General features: G+C 49.3%; 11 protein-coding genes. All 11 read left to right on the forward strand.

Translation table 11 applies throughout. The annotated features are described in order from the left end of the window. The first annotated feature begins 68 nt into the window (after positions 1-68). The 11 genes from gluQRS to FQV43_RS01235 all read left to right on the forward strand — a co-directional run bounded on the left by gluQRS (position 69) and on the right by FQV43_RS01235 (position 18,487). The gene (gene gluQRS, locus FQV43_RS01185; RefSeq protein ID WP_146338276.1) at positions 69-983 is read left to right on the forward strand and encodes a tRNA glutamyl-Q(34) synthetase GluQRS; all 915 of its coding nucleotides are present in this window, start codon (positions 69-71) and stop codon (positions 981-983) included. Positions 984-1,102: 119 nt separating this feature from the next. Then, positions 1,103-2,110: an IS1595 family transposase gene (locus FQV43_RS01190; RefSeq protein WP_146338278.1), complete on the forward strand. Its 1,008-nt coding sequence runs from the start codon at positions 1,103-1,105 to the stop codon at positions 2,108-2,110. 438 nt (positions 2,111-2,548) lie between these two features. Continuing rightward, the gene (locus FQV43_RS01195; RefSeq protein ID WP_146338280.1) at positions 2,549-7,933 is read left to right on the forward strand and encodes a hypothetical protein; all 5,385 of its coding nucleotides are present in this window, start codon (positions 2,549-2,551) and stop codon (positions 7,931-7,933) included. Between the two features lie 251 nt (positions 7,934-8,184). Beyond that, complete coding sequence (locus FQV43_RS01200; RefSeq protein ID WP_146338282.1) at positions 8,185-10,155, forward strand: glycosyltransferase; 1,971 nt, start codon at positions 8,185-8,187, stop codon at positions 10,153-10,155. A 12-nt stretch (positions 10,156-10,167) separates the two neighbouring features. Next, on the forward strand, positions 10,168-10,677 hold the full coding sequence (locus tag FQV43_RS01205) for a phosphatase PAP2 family protein (protein ID WP_146338284.1): 510 nt from the start codon (positions 10,168-10,170) through the stop codon (positions 10,675-10,677). Next, positions 10,678-11,661, forward strand: a complete 984-nt coding sequence (locus tag FQV43_RS01210; protein WP_144273775.1) for a decaprenyl-phosphate phosphoribosyltransferase — start codon at positions 10,678-10,680, stop codon at positions 11,659-11,661. It abuts the gene before it with no gap. A gap of 356 nt (positions 11,662-12,017) precedes the next feature. Next, positions 12,018-13,037, forward strand: a complete 1,020-nt coding sequence (locus tag FQV43_RS01215; RefSeq protein ID WP_146338285.1) for an alpha/beta hydrolase family protein — start codon at positions 12,018-12,020, stop codon at positions 13,035-13,037. A gap of 177 nt (positions 13,038-13,214) precedes the next feature. After that, positions 13,215-15,131 carry an alpha/beta hydrolase-fold protein gene (locus tag FQV43_RS01220; protein WP_146338287.1) on the forward strand — a complete coding sequence of 639 codons (1,917 nt, stop codon included), beginning with the start codon at positions 13,215-13,217 and terminating at the stop codon, positions 15,129-15,131. Further along, on the forward strand, positions 15,131-15,640 hold the full coding sequence (locus FQV43_RS01225) for a DUF732 domain-containing protein (RefSeq protein ID WP_146338288.1): 510 nt from the start codon (positions 15,131-15,133) through the stop codon (positions 15,638-15,640). Before FQV43_RS01220 ends, FQV43_RS01225 begins: the two co-directional genes overlap by 1 nt. A 3-nt stretch (positions 15,641-15,643) precedes the next feature. Continuing rightward, positions 15,644-16,576 (forward strand): cutinase family protein, encoded by a 933-nt coding sequence (locus tag FQV43_RS01230; RefSeq protein WP_146338290.1) that lies wholly within the window; start codon positions 15,644-15,646, stop codon positions 16,574-16,576. Between the two features lie 75 nt (positions 16,577-16,651). Beyond that, positions 16,652-18,487 (forward strand): FadD32-like long-chain-fatty-acid--AMP ligase, encoded by a 1,836-nt coding sequence (locus FQV43_RS01235; protein WP_146338292.1) that lies wholly within the window; start codon positions 16,652-16,654, stop codon positions 18,485-18,487. Positions 18,488-18,524 lie beyond the last annotated feature (37 nt).

Genomic DNA, 18,524 nt, shown 5'->3' on the forward strand with positions numbered 1-18,524 from the left:
GCGTCAAAGTTTAGGGTAAATACCTTGCGGAAGCTATATTTGTCGCATAAATGCGTAGCATGGGTGCTATGAGTTCTTTGCATGGTGCAGCTACGGGTGGAAGTGCAGGTGCTGGTCGGTATGCGCCTAGTCCTAGTGGTGATTTGCACTTTGGTAATCTGCGCACTGCGGTTGTGGCGTGGCTTTTTGCCCGTTGGTCGTCGCGGGAGTTTTTGCTGCGTGTGGAGGATATTGATACGCAGCGTTCTTCGATGGAGTCGGCGCGTCGGCAGTTGGAAGATTTAGCTGCCATTGGGCTGGATTGGGATGGGGATGTGGTGTATCAGTCCCAGCGTCACGACGCTTATGCGCAGGCATTGAGTGCTTTGCCGGTATATGAGTGCTATTGTTCGCGCAAGGAGATTAGTCAGGCGGCGAGTGCTCCTCATGTGATTCCGGGGCATTATCCTGGTACGTGCCGGCAGTTGAGTGAGCAGCAGCGTGCGGATAAGCGCGCTGAGTTGGCGGCGGTGGGGCGGGTGCCTGCGTTACGTTTGCGTGCTGAGGTTACCCAGTGGACTGTGCAGGATTTTTATGCAGGTGCTGTCACGGGTGATGTGGATGACATGATTTTGCGACGTGGTGGGCAGCAACCTGATTGGGCATATAATTTGGCGGTTGTGGTTGATGACGCTGCCAGCGGTGTGGATCAGGTGGTGCGTGGTGATGATTTGCTTAGTTCGGCGCCGCGCCAAGCGTATGTGGCGCATTTGTTGGGGGTGCAGGTGCCGGAGTATGTGCATGTGCCGTTGGTGCTCAATGATGGTGGTGTGCGGTTGGCTAAGCGTGATGGTGCGGTGACTTTGAGGCAGTTAGGTGATCCTGCTGCCGTGGTGCGCGAAATAGCGTTTTCCTTAGGCAGTTCTGCGACTTCTTTGCAGGAATTATTGGCAGATTTTAATCCTCGATCGATGCCAAGAACTCCTTATATTTGGCGCCATTAAGCGCTTTTCGACGCTCATGCTAGGGTGAGTTTGCGTGCTGTGTTCTACCAAAATTGACATCGAACATAACAACGAACACCCCGTTCTTCATGTCGGGGGAGGTTTTTACAATTTAAGACATGACAACCACAGACATCATTAACCAAGTCAAAGAGATAATTTCCACAGTCACACCAGAAGAACGACAACACTTGATTGAACAGCTGGAGCAGTTGTTTCACGAGCCAGAGTATGGTGAGATTCTGTCACAATGTCCACGCTGCGAGTGTGATTCCGTTGTGCGCAAAGGCACATCAAAGGGCGGGCAACGCTATTTGTGTAAAGGGTGCCAGCGCACCTTTGGACACTCCACAAACAAAGTTCTCAAAACCTCCAAACTGTCTTTAGAGACATGGAGGAAGTTCGCTGAATGTTTTATCGACGGTGTAAGTGTTCGTCGTAGTGCCGAACGCTGCGGGGTTGCTGTTGCCACTGCTTTCTTTATGCGGCACCGTGTTCTTGAGCTGGTTGAGAAAAATGCTAAAAAAGTTACGGTGAACAGGGGAAACTTAGCTTATATCGATGAAACGTTTTTCCCTATTAACTATAAGGGGGCAGCTGTGCCTGATGGTGTTAAAGCTAAAAAGCGCGGCGGGTTAAGGAAGGGGAAAAGTCAGTCAAGGTTGTTGGTTTGTGTGATTATGGGCGTGACATCTACGGGAAGTATTTTCCATCAAATTGCTGGATACAGTAGTATTTCTAAAAATACCGCCCGCCTAGCCCTTGGTGACATTGTTACGTCTGGTTGCACTGTTATCACGGACAAAGGTTCAGGCTATGTTTCAGCGCTAGAAGAACTTGGTGCTACCCACAGGGCTTATCATTCTAAAGATGACCGCGGCAAACTTGCGCCAATCAACGCACTGCACTCTAAAACCAAACGGTTTATGAGGCGTTTTAGCAGTGTCGCCTCCAAGAACCTACACCGCTATCTATCATGGATGGAATGGATCGACAACAACACAGAACGTGAAACGCTGGATATTCTACGCCAATCCACATACACAGTTCATCGTTGCTCTATGAATAGTGAGCATATCCCACCAATGGATGATCTAACACGACGAACCATTACAGGCATGATGTAGCACGTAAAACGCCATAAACAAAGCTGGTTAATGTGCAGGAATCCTTGCTGGGATAAATGGTTGTGATACGTGGTAACTACACAACGTTATAGAAGCAATCATAGGTATGCGAAAAAAGGGAATGCCTAAAGCATTGAGTATCAATACAGTGCCTGCGCCAACCCACCGTTGGGGTTTAATGCCCTCCTTTTAGCACCAATCATATTATTAGGTTTCGGCAACTCTTGGGCAGTTGCGGTAATTGTTTCTCGTTCAATCACTGTTCGTGCAGGTGAGGGGGTTTATTGTTAGTCTATGTCAATTTTGGTAGAACACAGCAGAGTTTGCGGGGGTGATTGCGCGTTTTTGGTGTGTTTTTCGGCTGGACATTTTTATGGGGGGGGGGGGGCTACTCTTTAGGTGTTTTATATTCTCTTAAGGTTTTTCTAAGGAGTGTTCATGGGGAAGAAACACTGGTTGCTGCGCCGGGTAGGTGCAGTGATGATGACTACTGGATTACTATCCAGTGGTATCTGGGGAGGTGCTGGCTCTGGCTTGAGTGCGCCTGTGGTGTGGGCTCAAGAAGAGACAACAGCACCAGCGGCGGATACTGCTAGACCGAAGCAGTTGCCTGGTAAACCTGGTGAGCCTGGTTCAGCTATTAAAAGCCTGACAGTGACAGCTGATCCTGATAACAAAGATAAAGTCGTGTTGAATGTTGACTTCGCGTTCCCTGATGACGCAAAACCAGGGGACTATGTTGATATCGATATCTCCCGAAAAATAGAGGGCGGTTTGAGTCTTAGCGGGGGTATTTTTCCTCTCGGTGATGATAATCGTTTGATTGATCCTGAAATAGGTAAAGCTATTGCTGTAATTAAAAACTCACCTCATGGTTATCGTGTGGCGTTGTTGCCTGAAGCGGATGGGTTGGTCAATCGTACTGCGAAATTCAAGCGTACAACGCAGATTCCTCAAGCTCAGTGTGGGCGTGATCCTGCTTCGGTAAAATACACTGCAACAACAATTGACTCACAGGGCAATAAGCATGTGTGGGATTTGCATACTACAGTCGAACGCGATGCTGGCGAGTGTGAAACGAACACGAATCCTGATCCTCGTGGCACGGTTGTGGGTATGCCCATCCCTGTGATGAAGTGTAGCGCTTATATGTCGAGCCTGAAATATAGTACTGGTGACAGCGTTTATAATCAGGGTGCTGGCGTGTATGGTACGGCGAATGGTGATGTGTATGTGACTCCGCCGATTGGTGATGCTGGTGCTGCGAACGAAACCTTCCAAGACATCTATGTGCGTGTACGTGTGGATGAGGCACAAACACCCATGAAAATGTGGAAGATTAGAGAAGGATTGGGAAACCTGAAACTGGAGCTAAATGGTGAATCTGCTAGGGACGGAGTCGCATCGTCGCACCCTGGTTTCGCTAATGCGAATGGTGGTTGGAAGCCTGGTGACATTGCTACGAAGTATCCTGAGGGTACTCCTGTTCCTCCACAAGCCTATGTGTATCCACCTGACTTTGATGTTGCTGGTGTGAAGGCAAAAGCGCAACCAGGTACTAATGGGTTGAGTGAGTCTTTTGATTGGAACAGTAAAACTATCACCCAAGAAGACGCTACTGCTTTAGGTAAATTGTTTGCGGAAGCGTTTAAGGCGTGGCAAGAAGCTCATAAGCCTGAGGTGATTGGGTCCAACACCGATCCAGCAAACGGTACTGTATATGTGGATTATAAGATCCCTGGGTTGTATAAGCCTGTGATCATGCAAAATGCCTGGGGTGAAGAAGTCACATCACTGGAAACAAAGATAACTCTTAGCAAGCGCTTTCTTGATGAGAATGGTAACGTGAGGGAAGATGCCGCGAAGTCTTGGCTGGAAGACAGTAAGCTGTACAGAATCGGTAATCTTGGTTCTGGTGTGTTTGCTCCGTATTCTGGTGCTGCGAAGTACAACACTATTGTGACGTATTCTACTGATCCTGAGAGTTTTAAGTCTGGTCAGGGGCATACGGGTACTGGTGCGCACTATGGTTCCTGTGGTGAAGGTAAAGCTACACCGTTTGCTGCTCAGGAGGGTATTGCTGCGGGTGATCCGTTGCCATCAAAGCCTGATGTCACACCAACATCGTCTGTGACACCATCCACGTCGTCGTCTGCACCGTCGACTACTTCTAGTTCTGCGGCACCGTCGACCACTTCTTCATCGGTGACGCCATCATCCACGACTTCTTCTACGCCGTCGACTACTTCTTCGTCGTCTGTGGAGCCTACACCATCAACCTCGTCGTCTGTTGTTCCTACGTCTTCGTCGTCTGTTCCGGTGGTTCCTGTTGAGCCGGTGAAGATCCCTGGTGTTCGGGTGGTGAAGTTGATTAATGGTGATGATGCGAATCGTGAGCCTGGTGTTGCTGTGAAACCTGGTGAGTCGTTGAACATTTCGTTTGAGGTGTCGAACACGGGTGAAACACCACTCAAAGACGTGACAGTGTCTGACGATCAGATTAAGAATGCTCAGGATATTGTGTGTGAGAATAAACCAGATGTTCTTGCACCGGGTGAGTCGTTTACGTGTACGGCCACGTTGCCGGCACCAAGCTCTGGTGTCACACATAAGGATACTGCGACAGTAACTGGTGTTCCGGTTGATGAGGAGGGTCATCCTGTGGGTGATACTCCTGTCACTGATGATGATTCGGCGTTTGCGTGGTTGGATGAGCCAGCGAAAGTAGCCAAAATCCCATCGATTAAAGTGATTAAGAAGATTGATGGTGATGATGCGAATGTGGCACCGGGTGTGAGGGTAGCCCCTGGTGCGGATATGAAGGTGTCGTTTGAGGTGACTAATGATGGTTCGGCAGCACTAGAGAACATTAATCTCACGGATAATGTGATCCCTGCGAAAGATATCACCTGTGCGAACAAACCGGAAACCCTCAATCCTGGCGAGTCGTTTACGTGTTCTGCGACATTGAAGGCTCCTGTGTCTGGTGATCATGTGAATATCGCAACAGTAGAGGGTACCCCGGTGTATGGTGATGGTGAGTTTGGTCCAACGAGCCCTGTGTTGGATGTTGATCCTGCGCGTGCGTGGGTGGATGAACCAGTAAAAGTAGCCAAGGTTCCTTCTGTGAAAGTCATCAAGAGTATTAATGGTGATGATGCGAATGCGTATCCTGGTGTGGGTGTAGCCCCTGGTAGTGATATGAGCATCTCGTTTGAGGTGACTAATGATGGTGATGTGGCACTGGAAAACATTAATCTCACGGATAATGTGATCCCAGCAGACCACATCACCTGTGCGAATAAACCAGAGTCACTTAAGCCTGGTCAGTCGTTTACGTGTTCTGCTACGTTGAAGGCTCCTGTGTCTGGTAAGCATGTGAATATCGCGGCAGTAGAGGGCACACCTGTTTATGGTGAGGGTGAGTCTGGTCCCACAAGCCCTGTGTCGGATGTTGATCCTGCGCGTGCGTGGGTGGATGAGCCAGCTTCGGTGGTGAAGACTCCTGCTATTAGTGTGATCAAAAAGATTAATGGTGATGATGCGAATGTGTATCCTGGTGTGAAAGTTGGGCCAGGTAGTGACATGGACATTGTGTTTGAGGTGACCAATACTGGTTCGGCAACACTGGAAAAGATTGATCTCACGGATAATGTGATCCCAGCGAAAGACATCACCTGTGAGAATAAACCAGAGTCACTCAAGCCTGGCCAGTCGTTTACGTGTTCTGCGACATTGAAGGCTCCTGCTACGGGTGAGCATGTGAATATCGCAACCGCCCAGGCAACACCTGTGTATGGTGAGGGTGAGTCTGGTCCCACAAGCCCTGTGTCTGATGATGATCCTGCGCGTGCGTGGGTGGATGAACCACAAAAAGAAGTGAAGAAGCCTTCTATTACTGTGGTGAAGAAGATTAATGACGAGGATGCGAACACGAAGCCTGGTGTGAAGGTTCAACCAGGTGAGGATATGGACATCGTGTTTGAGGTGACCAATACTGGTTCGGCAACACTCGACAACATCACGCTATCCGATAATGTGATTCCAGCAGACCAGATCACCTGTGCGGATAAACCTGAAACACTCAAGCCTGGTGAGTCGTTCACCTGCCATGCGACATTGGCGGCACCAGCGTCTGGTGATCATGTGAATATCGCAACGGTTGAAGGCACACCAGTGTATGGTGAGGGTGAGACTGGCCCTGATTCTCCTGTGCGGGATTCTGATGAGGCGAATGCGTGGGTGGATGAACCACAGAAAGAAGTCAAGAAGCCTTCCATTACAGTGGTGAAGAAGATTAACGACGATGATGCCAATTCTAAGCCTGGTGTGAAAGTACAACCGGGTGAGGATATGAATATCGTGTTTGAGGTGACCAATACTGGTACCGCAACACTCGGTGACATTACTGTGTCGGATAATGTGATTCCAGCAGACCAGATTACGTGTGAGAACAAGCCTGAAACACTCAACCCTGGCCAGTCGTTCACCTGCCATGCGACACTCAAGGCACCAAGTACGGGTGATCACGTGAATATCGCAACGGTTGAAGGCACACCGGTGTACGCCGATGGTGAGACTGGTTCTGATGGGCCGGTTAAGGATGTTGATGAGGCGAATGCGTGGGTGGATGTTCCTGATGCACCTGTGATGAATCCGTCTATTACAGTTGTGAAGAAGATTAACGACGAGGATGCCAATGCGAAGCCTGGTGTGAAGGTTCAACCTGGTGAGGATATGAGCATCGTGTTTGAGGTATCGAATGATGGTGATGTGGCGTTAGAGGACGTTGCATTGTCGGATAATGTGGTTGATGCGAAAGATATTATGTGTGAGGATAAGCCTGACACGTTGAATCCTGGTGAGAGTTTCACGTGTTCTGCGACACTCAAGGCACCATTGTCTGGTGATCATGTGAATATCGCAACGGTTGAAGGCACACCAGTCTACGGTGAGGGTGAGTCTGGTCCGACTGATCCTGTTATGGATTCTGATGTTGCTCGTGCGTGGGTGGATGAGCCTGAGAAGGTGGTGAAGGTTCCTTCCATTACAGTGGTGAAGAAGATTAATGGTGATGATGCCAATAGTAAGCCTGGTGTGAAAGTACAACCAGGTGAAGACATGAACATCGTGTTTGAGGTGACTAATACTGGTTCGGCAGTACTGGAAGACATTGATCTTGCGGATAATGTGATTCCATCGGATCAGATCACGTGTGAGGATAAACCAGAGTCACTCAAGCCTGGTGAGTCGTTCACCTGCCATGCGACACTCAAGGCACCATCGTCTGGTGATCATGTGAATATCGCAACCGCCCAGGCAACTCCTGTGTATGGTGATGGTGAGACTGGTTCTGATCAGCCTGTGTTGGATGTTGATGTGGCTCGTGCTGTGGTGGTGGAGCCTGACCAACCAGAACAACCAGAGCAGCCTGAGGAAGGCAAGCCTTCTAAACCTGCTAAGCCTGCTAAGCCTTCCAAGCCTGAGGCGGACAAGCCTGCTGGGTCGTGTGGTGAGTCTGTGGGTGTTAAGCCTGCGTGTGGCACACCAAGCGAACCTGAGTCCAGCAAACCTGGGTCTGAGCCTGGCCAGTCTGGTGGTGTGATTGCTGGTGAGGTTGTGAAGCATTGCCAGAAACCAACCAACCCTGGTGATAGTCCTGCCCAGTCTGGCACCAATCCTGCCGAGTCCGGCGATCCTGTGAAAGCACAGACTGGTGGATCCACCAAGGCCACGGCTAAGGCTGGTGCTAAGACTAATACTGGTGGCAAGACTCAGAAGTCTGGTGCGCGAGTAACCACGGGTGGTCATCTAGCAGCGTAGTTGGAGCCTGCTCTTAGACGGGATGGTATGTCCTGCACACGTATAGCACGTATAGTGCGGGTGCAGATGTGGGGTGGTGTGACAAAGCACCACCCCACTTTTCACATTCAACACAACGTCGAAAAGCTAAAATGTGGGTTCACAAGCTAAAAGAGCGTGCCAAAACTGAACAGAACGTATAAACCGACTACGCTGGTAGAGCGGAACTGTATGTTACCGCTACTCACAAGAACTGAAAGGTTACAGCATAAATGGGTGTTGAAGAGAAACTGCAACGATTTGTACTTCCACGGGCGGGCGAGCCACGTGATGTGCGGATGTTGTATTTGATTGAGAGTTCGCATAACACTGAGCGTGCAACGTGGTCTGATCGCAATTCAGTCACCATTTCTGCTGGTAACGAACTTAGTTTCTTAACATATTTTAATGCTTTTCCCGCCAGCTACTGGCGACGTTGGTCCCAACTCGACACTGTAATTCTCAAAGTGGAAATCTCTGGCACTGCGCGCGTTGATGTGTACCGCTCTAAAATTGACGGCGCGCGTATTGCTGTGGAGGGGCAGGTCGTTAGCGACGGCACCGCCAAATTTGAGCTTTCTCTGGCACCTTTCGAGGATGGCGGTTGGTTGTGGTTTGATCTGACCGCTGAGACTGATGCCACCATTGTAGAAGCTGGCTGGTATGCGCCTCATGCACCTAAAGCACAGATTTTGCCTGATGGTACCCAGGTTGGCCCATTTGAGCCGCGAGTAACTGTGGGTATCCCGACGTTCAACCGCCCGACAGATGCGGTTGCTGCTTTGGAAGCATTGGCCAGCGATCCTGAGGTAGATGCAGTGATCGATACAGTCATTATGCCTGACCAGGGCAATAAGCACCCTGCCGATGAGCCAGGTTATGCTGCGGCAACGGCTCATTTTGGCAAGCGATTCTTTGAGTTCCGTCAGGGCAACCTCGGCGGGTCTGGTGGTTACTCGCGCATTATGTATGAGGCACTGGGTGGCAGTGATGGTACTGGTGCAGCGGGGGCGAAGAAGAGTCCTTATATTCTCTACATGGATGATGACATTGCCATTGAGCCGGACTCTATTTTGCGTGCGTTGCAAATTGCGCGTTATGCAAAGACGCCAATTCTTGTGGGTGGTCAAATGCTTAATTTGCAAGAGCGTAGCCACTTGCACACTATGGGCGAGGTCATTAACCGCGCTGATTTCATGTGGACTTCAGCGCCACACGTTCACTATGACCACGACTTTGCCGAGTTCCCGCTATCGGAGCGTAATCCTTGGCATGAAAAGAGCTCAGTTGATCTGCATCGCCGTATCGACGCTGAGTTTAATGGTTGGTGGATGTGTATGATTCCACGAGTTGTAGCAGAAGAAATTGGACAACCTTTGCCACTGTTCATTAAATGGGACGACGCGGAATATGGTTTGCGTGCTGGTAAGCATGGTTATCGCACTGCGACCTGGCCGGGCGTGGCAATCTGGCACATGGCGTGGAGTGATAAAGACGACGCTATCGACTGGCAGGCTTATTTCCACTTGCGTAATCGACTTATCGTGGCAGCAATGCACCATGAGGGGGGCGTCGAGGGCATTATCCTCAGTATGCGAAAAGCAACGATCAAGCATCTTATTTGTCAAGAGTATTCCACTGTTGCTATCCAAAATGAGGCAATGAAAGACTTCCTCGCAGGTCCTGACCAGCTCTTTGATATTCTAGAAAGCTCTTTGCCTCGTATCGCAGCCATTCGGAAGAATTACTCGGATGCGGTTGTGCTTCCTACTGCTGCCGAGCTGCCAAAACCAAGCGGTTTGCCACAGGGAGTGCCTATTAAGTTCGTGGGCGGTAGGTTTATGCAGGCGCGCAAGGCTGCCTGGATGGCCAAGGGATTGTTGCACTCATTGCGTAAAGAAGATAAGCAGCACCATGAAGTACCTCAGGCGAATTTGGCTCCTATCGAGGCGCGCTGGTTTAGCCTTTCGCGTCTAGATGGTGCCACAGTTACTACTGCCGACGGTCGTGGCGTAGTGTATCGCAAGCGTGACCTGGCGAAAGCGAAGGAATTGCTTGCTGAGTCTTGGCGTCTGCAAAAGGAAGTCGCCGAGAAATTTGCTGATTTGCAGCACCAGTACCGTAACGCAATTCCGAATCTGACGACTAAACAAGCGTGGTCACAGATTTTTGATGCAGACGCAGCTGCAGATACTCACAAGTAAGGCTAGAGGTAGATGGCTAAGCAACAACTCGAAGCAGACATTCTTGTCGAAATACAAAAGCGGTGCGTCGATAAGCCCGGGGCGCTGCAGATAGCGCGTGGTATGTCGCACTTTGGCGAACACGCTCTTGGTTGGATGGGCATAGGTGCTCTTGGGGCGCTTATCGACCGCAAGCGACGGGCTCCTTGGCTTAAGGTAATTGCCTCTGCTTTTATTTCTCATGCAGCTAGTGTGGTTATCAAGCGCATTGTGCGTCGAAAGCGTCCACATGATTCTCGAATAAAAATCGGAGTAGCAACACCAAGCAAGTTGAGTTTTCCAAGTTCGCACGCCACGTCGACCACTGCGGCATTGGTGAGTATTTCCTTATTGGCCAAGAGTTCTTTGCCGCTTATCGGCGTGCCAGCAATGATGTTGTCGCGTATGGTTCTTGGCGTGCACTATCCAACTGATGTGCTCGCCGGTGCAGCATTGGGTGCTGTGACCGCTACATCCGTCGAACGATTGGGGAGAGGTAAATAAATGGCAGAAGAAACCGCCATTATTGGTTCTGAGCCACATACCGAAGGACTCGACAATAATAAAAAACGCAAGCCACCAAAAAATCTTATCGACGGTATCTATAAGGCATTGCGCCCAAAGCAGTGGGTAAAAAACGTGTTGGTGCTTGCTGCACCAATGGCGGCGGGTACCGATGTGCTCTTGGATAAGAGAACACTGCTTGATGTGCTTATTGCTTTCATCGTATTTTGTATGGCAGCATCATCAATCTATTTGATTAACGATGCTCGGGACGTGGAAGCTGATCGAGCACACCCAACTAAGCGTTTTAGACCTATTGCTGCTGGTGTTTTGCCTATTAGCCTGGCGTATATCATGGCAGTGGGGCTGATTGTGGCTGCTATTGGGGTGAGTTTTCTCGCTAGCTCTAGCTATGGCTTAGCAATAGTTATCTCTGTGTATATTGCCTTGCAGTTGGGCTACTGCTTCGGCTGGAAACATCAACCAGTGATCGACATTGCCCTGGTGAGCTCTGGGTTTATGCTTCGCGCTATGGGTGGCGGTGTTGCGGCTGGCATTGACCTTAGCCAGTGGTTCCTGTTGGTTGCTGCCTTTGGTTCCTTGTTCATGGCATCAGGCAAGCGCTATGCAGAGATTTTGCTCGCGGAGAAATCTGGCGCAAAAATTAGAAAAGCTCTCGAAGGCTACACACCAACATATTTGCGTTTTGTCTGGACGCTTTCTGCTACAGCTGTGGTGATGTCCTACTCGCTTTGGGGCTTTGAGATGGCTGCTCACAGTGACAATTCGGCTGCTTCTGTTTGGTATCAAGTGTCTATGGTGCCGTTTACCGTGGCGATTTTGCGCTATGCTGCCGACGTCGACCGTGGCAATGGTGGTGCTCCAGATGAGTTGGCGCTGTCTGACCGCCCGCTCCAAATCCTTGCACTAGCGTGGGTGGCGTGTATTGCTACTGCTGTATATATCATCCCTACTTTTGCTTGATTGGTTGATTGCGTGATGGCGTGATTGCCTGCGCCGACTGTGCGCATATTCCTCTCGTGGTGAGCTGCTAGCTAGTCTGGTAGATCCCCACGAGATTTTTTGTTGTGTGCAGCTTCAATAGAGTTTTTATGTGGCGTAGTGCATGACGGTTGATTAGCCCTAAAAGGTGAGTTATAGTGGGAAAGTCGTATAGCATCGCTGTTACTGATTTTTCTGTTCAAGTTTTCTTTTTCTAAAAAATAGAAAATTGTGTAACGAATTGAATCATAATGCAGATATGAGAAAAGACGAGGGGATAGTTTCTATACCTAATTATGGGTGTGAGCTGCTTCAAGGTTTTATTTTCTAGGAGAATTATGAGTTTTGTATCTCGGCTGCGTAATGCAGGGAAAAAGGCTACTGCTGCCCTAGCTGTAGTGGCAACAGCTGCCAGTGTTATGGTTGCTGGTACTGGAGTTGCTTCAGCTAATCCACGTGAGGCATTGCGTGCAGATGCTACTGGTACTTGTGAATGGGATGCTGTTCAGTATTGGGTGCAGCGTTGCGATGTATTTTCTCCATCTATGGGGCGCAATATCCCGGTACAGATTCAGCCAGCTGCTCGTGGCGGTAATGCAGCTCTTTACCTTCTTGATGGTATGCGTGCTACAGATACCGAAAACGCATGGACTCACTTCTCTAATGCACCAGCAAAATTCGTAGATAATAACATCACTCTTGTTATGCCTGTTGGTGGTGCAGGTTCTTTCTATATTGACTGGAACTCACCAGCAACATTTTTACCAGGTGGGGTTGTTTATCGCTGGGAAACATTCCTAGCTAATGAATTGCCTACCTATCTTGAGCAGAACTTTGGTGTAGCGCGTAATAACAACTCCGTTGCTGGTCTGTCTATGGGTGGTACTGCTGCTCTTAACCTTGCTGCAAAGCATACGGATCAATTCCGTCAGGCACTGTCCTACTCTGGTGTGCTAACTATGAATTCACCAGGTATGTATCCACTTCTGGCTATTGCGTTGCTTCAAGTAGGTGGTTTTAACATCAACTCAATGTATGGTGGCTATATTTCTCCTGCACGTTTTGAGAACGACCCATTCTGGAACATGGACGGACTACGCGGTAAAGATGTTTATGTTTCTGCAGCAAGTGGTATTCCTGATTTGCCAGATCTTTCTGCACCACAATACTTTGCTGATGGTGCTGCATTAGAACTTCTCAGCCGCGAAAGCACTCTTGTATGGGAAGCAAAAGCACGCCTTACCGGCATCAATGTTACTTCTGATTACCCAATCCTTGGTATCCACAGCTGGGCACAGTTTGATTCTCAGCTTTCTAAGACGCATGACCGCATCTTGAATGTTATGAATGCTTGGTAATTTTTAAGTCTTTATTTTCGCATGAAACCCGTGCCCTATTGGGCGCGGGTTTTGTATCTCAAGGTTTGCGGAATCCGTGCGGTGTGTCTTAGCCGAAACCTTCAAGTTGAACTTAAACTTAAGGTTAATAAAGTTCATAAAGTTCGGTCTACATAATTTTAGAAAAAGGATTCCGCCATGCGTGAGACTGTGTTGAAGATGAAACGGCATACGCCCGTGCTGATGAAAGCACTGGCAGTACCAACAATCATTGCTACTGGTGCAATGATTGTGCCTGCTCATGTTCATGCGCAAGAAGTAGTTGATAAAATAGCAACACAAGTTTCACAAATTGCACAACCGCAAGATGCTGGACAAGCACCAAATCGAACTGAGCATCCAGTGCTTACCGGTTTACCTGATGGGGTCAGCATTGACCGAGTAGAGTGGTTGAGTGATCGTCGTATAGCTATTTTCATTCGCTCTGCTGTCATGCCTGAGCAACCAATACAGGTACAGATGTTGTTGGCACGTGATTGGTTTGCCGCTCCGGATCGTTCCTTCCCAGCTGTGTGGGCACTAGACGGATTGCGAGCTTCTGACACTGAAAACGGTTGGACTGCCCATACCAATATCGCACAGTATTTCGCTGATAAAAATGTCAATGTCATCTTGCCTGTGGGCGGCGAGTCCTCGTTCTATGCAGATTGGCAAACCCCAAATAACGGCAAAAACTACAAGTGGGAATCCTTCCTCATCAATGAGCTTATTCCAGTGTTGCGCGAGGGCTTTAGAACTAACGACGACCGTGCAATCACAGGTATCTCTATGGGGGCTACAGCAGCAGTCAACATTGCTGAGCACCATCCTGAACTCTTTAAGTTTGTTGGTTCTTTCTCTGGCTATCTCGACGTCACTTCCAAAGGAATGCCTGAAGCAATACGTGGTGCTCAAGCAGAGGTGGGTGGCTATGATTCCACTGCAATGTGGGGTGAGCCTGGCTCACAGGGCTGGAAAGACCATGATCCAAAATTGGGGGTAGAAAAACTCAGAGGTATTACCACCTATGTTTCTGCTGGTACCGGGCGTGATGACTTTGGTCAGCCAGGATCTGTAGCAACAGATCGTGCAAACTATGCTGGTCGTGGTTTAGAGGTTGTGTCGCGCATGACAACCCAAACTTTTGTCGATACCGCTAAGCGTCAAGGCGTGGAGGTTGTGCAGAAATTCCGCCCAGCTGGAGTGCATAGCTGGCCATATTGGCAATTTGAGATTGCTCAAGCATGGCCGTATATCGCCGATTCCCTTGGGCTTGGCGACGCTGACCGTGGTTCTTCTTGCGCTGCTGTGGGCGTTATTGCTGAGGCGGTAAAAGATGGTCGATTAGGGGCGTGTACCAATAATGAATATCCTCTTGGCGCAGGAAAAGCTGAGGATTTCGTCGGCGGGCGAGTGTATTGGTCGGAAAATACCGGAGCAAAGGCGCTCACAGGAAAAATCAATGCGTACTACTCTAAGATCGGTGGTCCAACCTCATGGCTAGGATTCCCGGTTTCTGAAGAAAATCGCCTCGATAATGGCGGCTTTGCTGTGTTCGAGCGCGGCGCAGTGTATTGGTCTGAAGAAACTGGTGCCCATGCGGTACCTCGTGATTTTGTGGATACGTGGGGCACAGTGGGCTGGGAAAAGGGCGAGCTTGGTCTGCCAGTTGCCGAGCCTGTGATGAAAGACGACATTTTGACTCAGCAATTCCAGGGCGGCTTCATCTTACGCAATAAAGAAAATAAGACCTTCCTATTCAAGGGAGAGTTTGCTAAGCGCTATGGCGAGCTTGCGGAGACTCTCGGATTGCCCACCACCAACGAAATACCTGTGAAGGGTGGCAGCTATCAAGAGTTTGAGAAAGCCATAATGTACTGGTCAGAGCCTACAGGCGCTCATTTCATTAAACGTGGTGATATCTTCGACGCTTGGGCTAAGCAGGGCTTTGAGCAAGGCGAATATGGTTTCCCACGAGAAGATCAAGCAGCAATTCCAGCTGGTGGCGAAGAAATGAAGTTTGAGCGCGGTATTATCCGTCAAGTTAATGGTCGTATTGTGGAAGAGAAGAACTAATGCCTCTAATAATTCCGAAAAGCCTACGGACTAGCTTGGGTGGCCTTGTCGTCGTCAGTGCTGCTTGTGTGCTTAGTGCTTGTGGTAGCGCTACAGTGGAAACCGATAGTGATGCTACTTCTGTGCCACCTTTGACAAGAAGCGCAAGTGCAAGCAGCACTCCGACTACTACCAGCAGTAGTGGTAGCGCACCAGTGGCACAGGATAGTGCTGCGGTATCCGATCGTGCTGGTCAAGAGATTAGTGAGATCCCTGCTGGGGTATTGGCACTTTCGCCAGACGATCAGCGCTATATCAATGCACTCAAAGAGGCTGGCGTTGATGTGAACGGTATGGAAAACCAAATTATTACTGCAGGAACACTGGTGTGTAAAGCGCAAGATGATCAGATTGCTGCTGCCACAGCGAAGGTTGTCGCTGGGCAACTTATTGAACAAAACCGCTCTAAACTCGAGTATGCTGAATTAGTAGCACAGATTGATAAAACCGCTAGAGAGGCATACTGCTAGCTTATGAGAAAGCTCTTTACTGTTGTCGCAACCATTGTCGTACTAGGAATTATTCTCCTGGGGGTGGGAAAATGGTTCATTGACCGAGGAGCGCAACAGGGTAGTCAGGTGGCCGAACCGCAGCCACCTGCAGCAGAGCAACCACACCAAGAACAATCTCAACAATCAGATTCCTGTCCGGCAGTAGAGGTCATTGCTGCCCCTGGTACCTGGGAATCACGAGTCGGTGATGATCCCATACATCCCACTGCTAATCCTCGTTCCTATATGCTCAGCATTACCCAACCCTTGCAGGAGCGTTTCCCCGCGGAACAAGTCAAAGTATGGACTCTGCCATATCCTGCACAGTTTAGAAATATCAATGCGATGAATGAAATGTCCTATGACGATTCACGCACAGAGGGAACTCGCTTATTAGAAGAAGAACTCGCCAATATGTCAGCGCAATGCCCAACGACGGATTACATCATCACTGGTTTTTCCCAAGGCGCAGTCATAGCTGGTGACATTGCCAACAAAATCGGTACTGGTACCGGGGTGATCCCGGCAGAGCGGGTGCGCGGCATTGCTTTAGTGGCTGATGGTCGTCGCGAGAATGGTGTGGGACAAACCGTAGGTAATCCTGTTGGTGGTGTTGGAGCTGAACTTGCGTTGCAGCCTGTGGAACTACTGGTGCAACCTATTGTTCCTGGTGCAAGTATGCGTGGGCCGCGTCCGGGTGGTTTTGGCACCATTAGTGATCGAGTATTCCAAATATGTGCTGCAGGGGATGCCGTATGTGATGCTCCAGCTGCTATTAGCGACGCTGCTTCGGGGGCACAGTCACTTGTGCAAGGCAATGCTGTTCATGCGCAGTATGCGACCAACCCTAATGTTGTCCCTGGTTCTACCGCTAGTGAGTGGATTGTGTCCTGGATTAGTGACCTGGTTCAATAACCCTTATCAAGATACATTAAAGTTTCGTGCTAAAAAGTAATATAATAATAAACATTACGAAAGCAAGGAGAAATAATGGATCTACATTCTGCATTAGGGCAATTTTTTGATGAAAAGGGTGCCATCAAGCTCGCACCTCATATCACCCTAGCAGGGTTGGGGGAAATGCTTTACCAAGCCGATAGTGCTGCTGGGGGGCAAGAACGAACAGTGCTTGATTTTTGGGAGTTCGGTACTGCTCATGGGGGAGAGCATCAGCCCAGTTCATACACTCGCAAAGAAGTCAATACCCGGATTAAAGCCACTGCCTCACGCTTGCAACATATCGCATCGGTGGGGGATAAAATTGTCATTCTTGCTAATAATTCGCCAGAGTATTTATTTGGTTTCATTGGGGCGCTTTATGCCGGAATGGTCCCCATTCCACTCTACGATCCACGTGAACCTGGGCATGCTGATCATCTTTCCGCTGTACTGGGAGATTCTAAGCCAGCAGTAGTGCTGACCAATACCGCGTCTGCCGCGGCTGTGCGATCACTCTTTGCTCATACTCCTGCCCGACAGCGACCACGCATTATAGCTATCGACGCTTTGCCAGACACTCTCGCTGCCCAATACACCCCCGTCGAGAGCACAACAATTGCTGGTCAGCAGGCTCTTGCGCCTATTGATATGCCAGCCTTTTTGCAATACACCTCTGGATCTACCAGGGTACCTGCCGGAGTTATTCTCACTAACCGCTCTATTGTGACAAATGTGCTCCAAATTTTTACTGCCGCAAAGCTCAAGACCCCGTTGCGTATAGTTTCTTGGCTGCCATTACACCATGATATGGGCATTATTCTGGCAACTTTTGTGGTGCTTTTGGGAATAAAATTTGATCTCATGGCACCGCGTGATTTTGTGCAGCAACCACAGCGGTGGATACGTCAGCTGCATCGTCGTAAAGACGATGGTCATATCTATTCCGTGGTACCTAATTTTGCTTTGGAGATGTCTGCTCGTTACGGCTTGCCACAAGAAGGCGAGGAATTAGACCTTAGCGCTATCGACGGTCTTATCATTGGTTCTGAACCAGTGACTCAAAAAGCAGTAGAAAGTTTTGTGGCGGCCTTTAGTCCTTATGGTTTGGAAACGAATGTCCTACGTCCATCCTATGGATTGGCGGAAGCGTCTTTGCTGGTTACGACACCGCAGACTGATCGTCGTCCGCTGATTAGTCATTTTGATCGGGATGCCTTGGCGCAAGGTCGAGCAGTTTTGACCGCGGAAAGTGAGTCAAGTGTTGCCATTGCTTCCTGCGGGCAAGTGGTGCGCCCACAGTATCTGACCATTGTAGATCCTGAAACCAAGCAGGAGCTTGAGGATGGCATGATAGGTGAGCTATGGGCTCATGGTGAGAATATGGCCGCAGGCTACCTCGATCGCCCAGAAGATACTGCGGCAACCTTTGCCAATACTCTTTCTGCACGGTTAGCAGAGAACTCTCGTGTTCACGGGGCACCTCATGATGGGTGGATGGCATCAGGTGATTTAGCTGTGATTGTGGATAACGAAGTGTACATCACAGGCAGATTAAAAGATTTGATTATTATTGCTGGTCGTAATCACTATCCGCAGGATATTGAATACACCGTTGAACACTCTAGTGCGCATATCCGACCCGCTGCGACGGCCGCCTTTGCGATAGAGGGCGAGGACGTAGAACAGCTTATTATCTTGGCAGAGCGTGATGTCAACGCCCAAGCACATGATGATGCAGCAGCAATAGAGGCTATCCGCGCAGCAGTGAGCGACGCACATGGCATTGTGCCCGCCGATATTCGTATCATGGCACCCGATGCTATTGCTCGTTCCTCCTCAGGAAAAATTGCGCGGAGAGTGAATAAAAAGAACTATCTGCAACAATAATCACACCGTATGAAGTTAAATCCTTATAGGTTTTTCT

Source organism: Corynebacterium sp. sy039, from assembly GCF_007904105.1.
GTDB lineage: Bacteria > Actinomycetota > Actinomycetes > Mycobacteriales > Mycobacteriaceae > Corynebacterium.

Coding starts and splice junctions, on each gene's coding strand:
- gluQRS (WP_146338276.1), top strand. CDS start 69: ATGAGTTCTTTGCATGGTGCAGCTACGGGTGGAAGTGCAGGTGCTGGT.
- FQV43_RS01190 (WP_146338278.1), top strand. CDS start 1,103: ATGACAACCACAGACATCATTAACCAAGTCAAAGAGATAATTTCCACA.
- FQV43_RS01195 (WP_146338280.1), top strand. CDS start 2,549: ATGGGGAAGAAACACTGGTTGCTGCGCCGGGTAGGTGCAGTGATGATG.
- FQV43_RS01200 (WP_146338282.1), top strand. CDS start 8,185: ATGGGTGTTGAAGAGAAACTGCAACGATTTGTACTTCCACGGGCGGGC.
- FQV43_RS01205 (WP_146338284.1), top strand. CDS start 10,168: ATGGCTAAGCAACAACTCGAAGCAGACATTCTTGTCGAAATACAAAAG.
- FQV43_RS01210 (WP_144273775.1), top strand. CDS start 10,678: ATGGCAGAAGAAACCGCCATTATTGGTTCTGAGCCACATACCGAAGGA.
- FQV43_RS01215 (WP_146338285.1), top strand. CDS start 12,018: ATGAGTTTTGTATCTCGGCTGCGTAATGCAGGGAAAAAGGCTACTGCT.
- FQV43_RS01220 (WP_146338287.1), top strand. CDS start 13,215: ATGCGTGAGACTGTGTTGAAGATGAAACGGCATACGCCCGTGCTGATG.
- FQV43_RS01225 (WP_146338288.1), top strand. CDS start 15,131: ATGCCTCTAATAATTCCGAAAAGCCTACGGACTAGCTTGGGTGGCCTT.
- FQV43_RS01230 (WP_146338290.1), top strand. CDS start 15,644: ATGAGAAAGCTCTTTACTGTTGTCGCAACCATTGTCGTACTAGGAATT.
- FQV43_RS01235 (WP_146338292.1), top strand. CDS start 16,652: ATGGATCTACATTCTGCATTAGGGCAATTTTTTGATGAAAAGGGTGCC.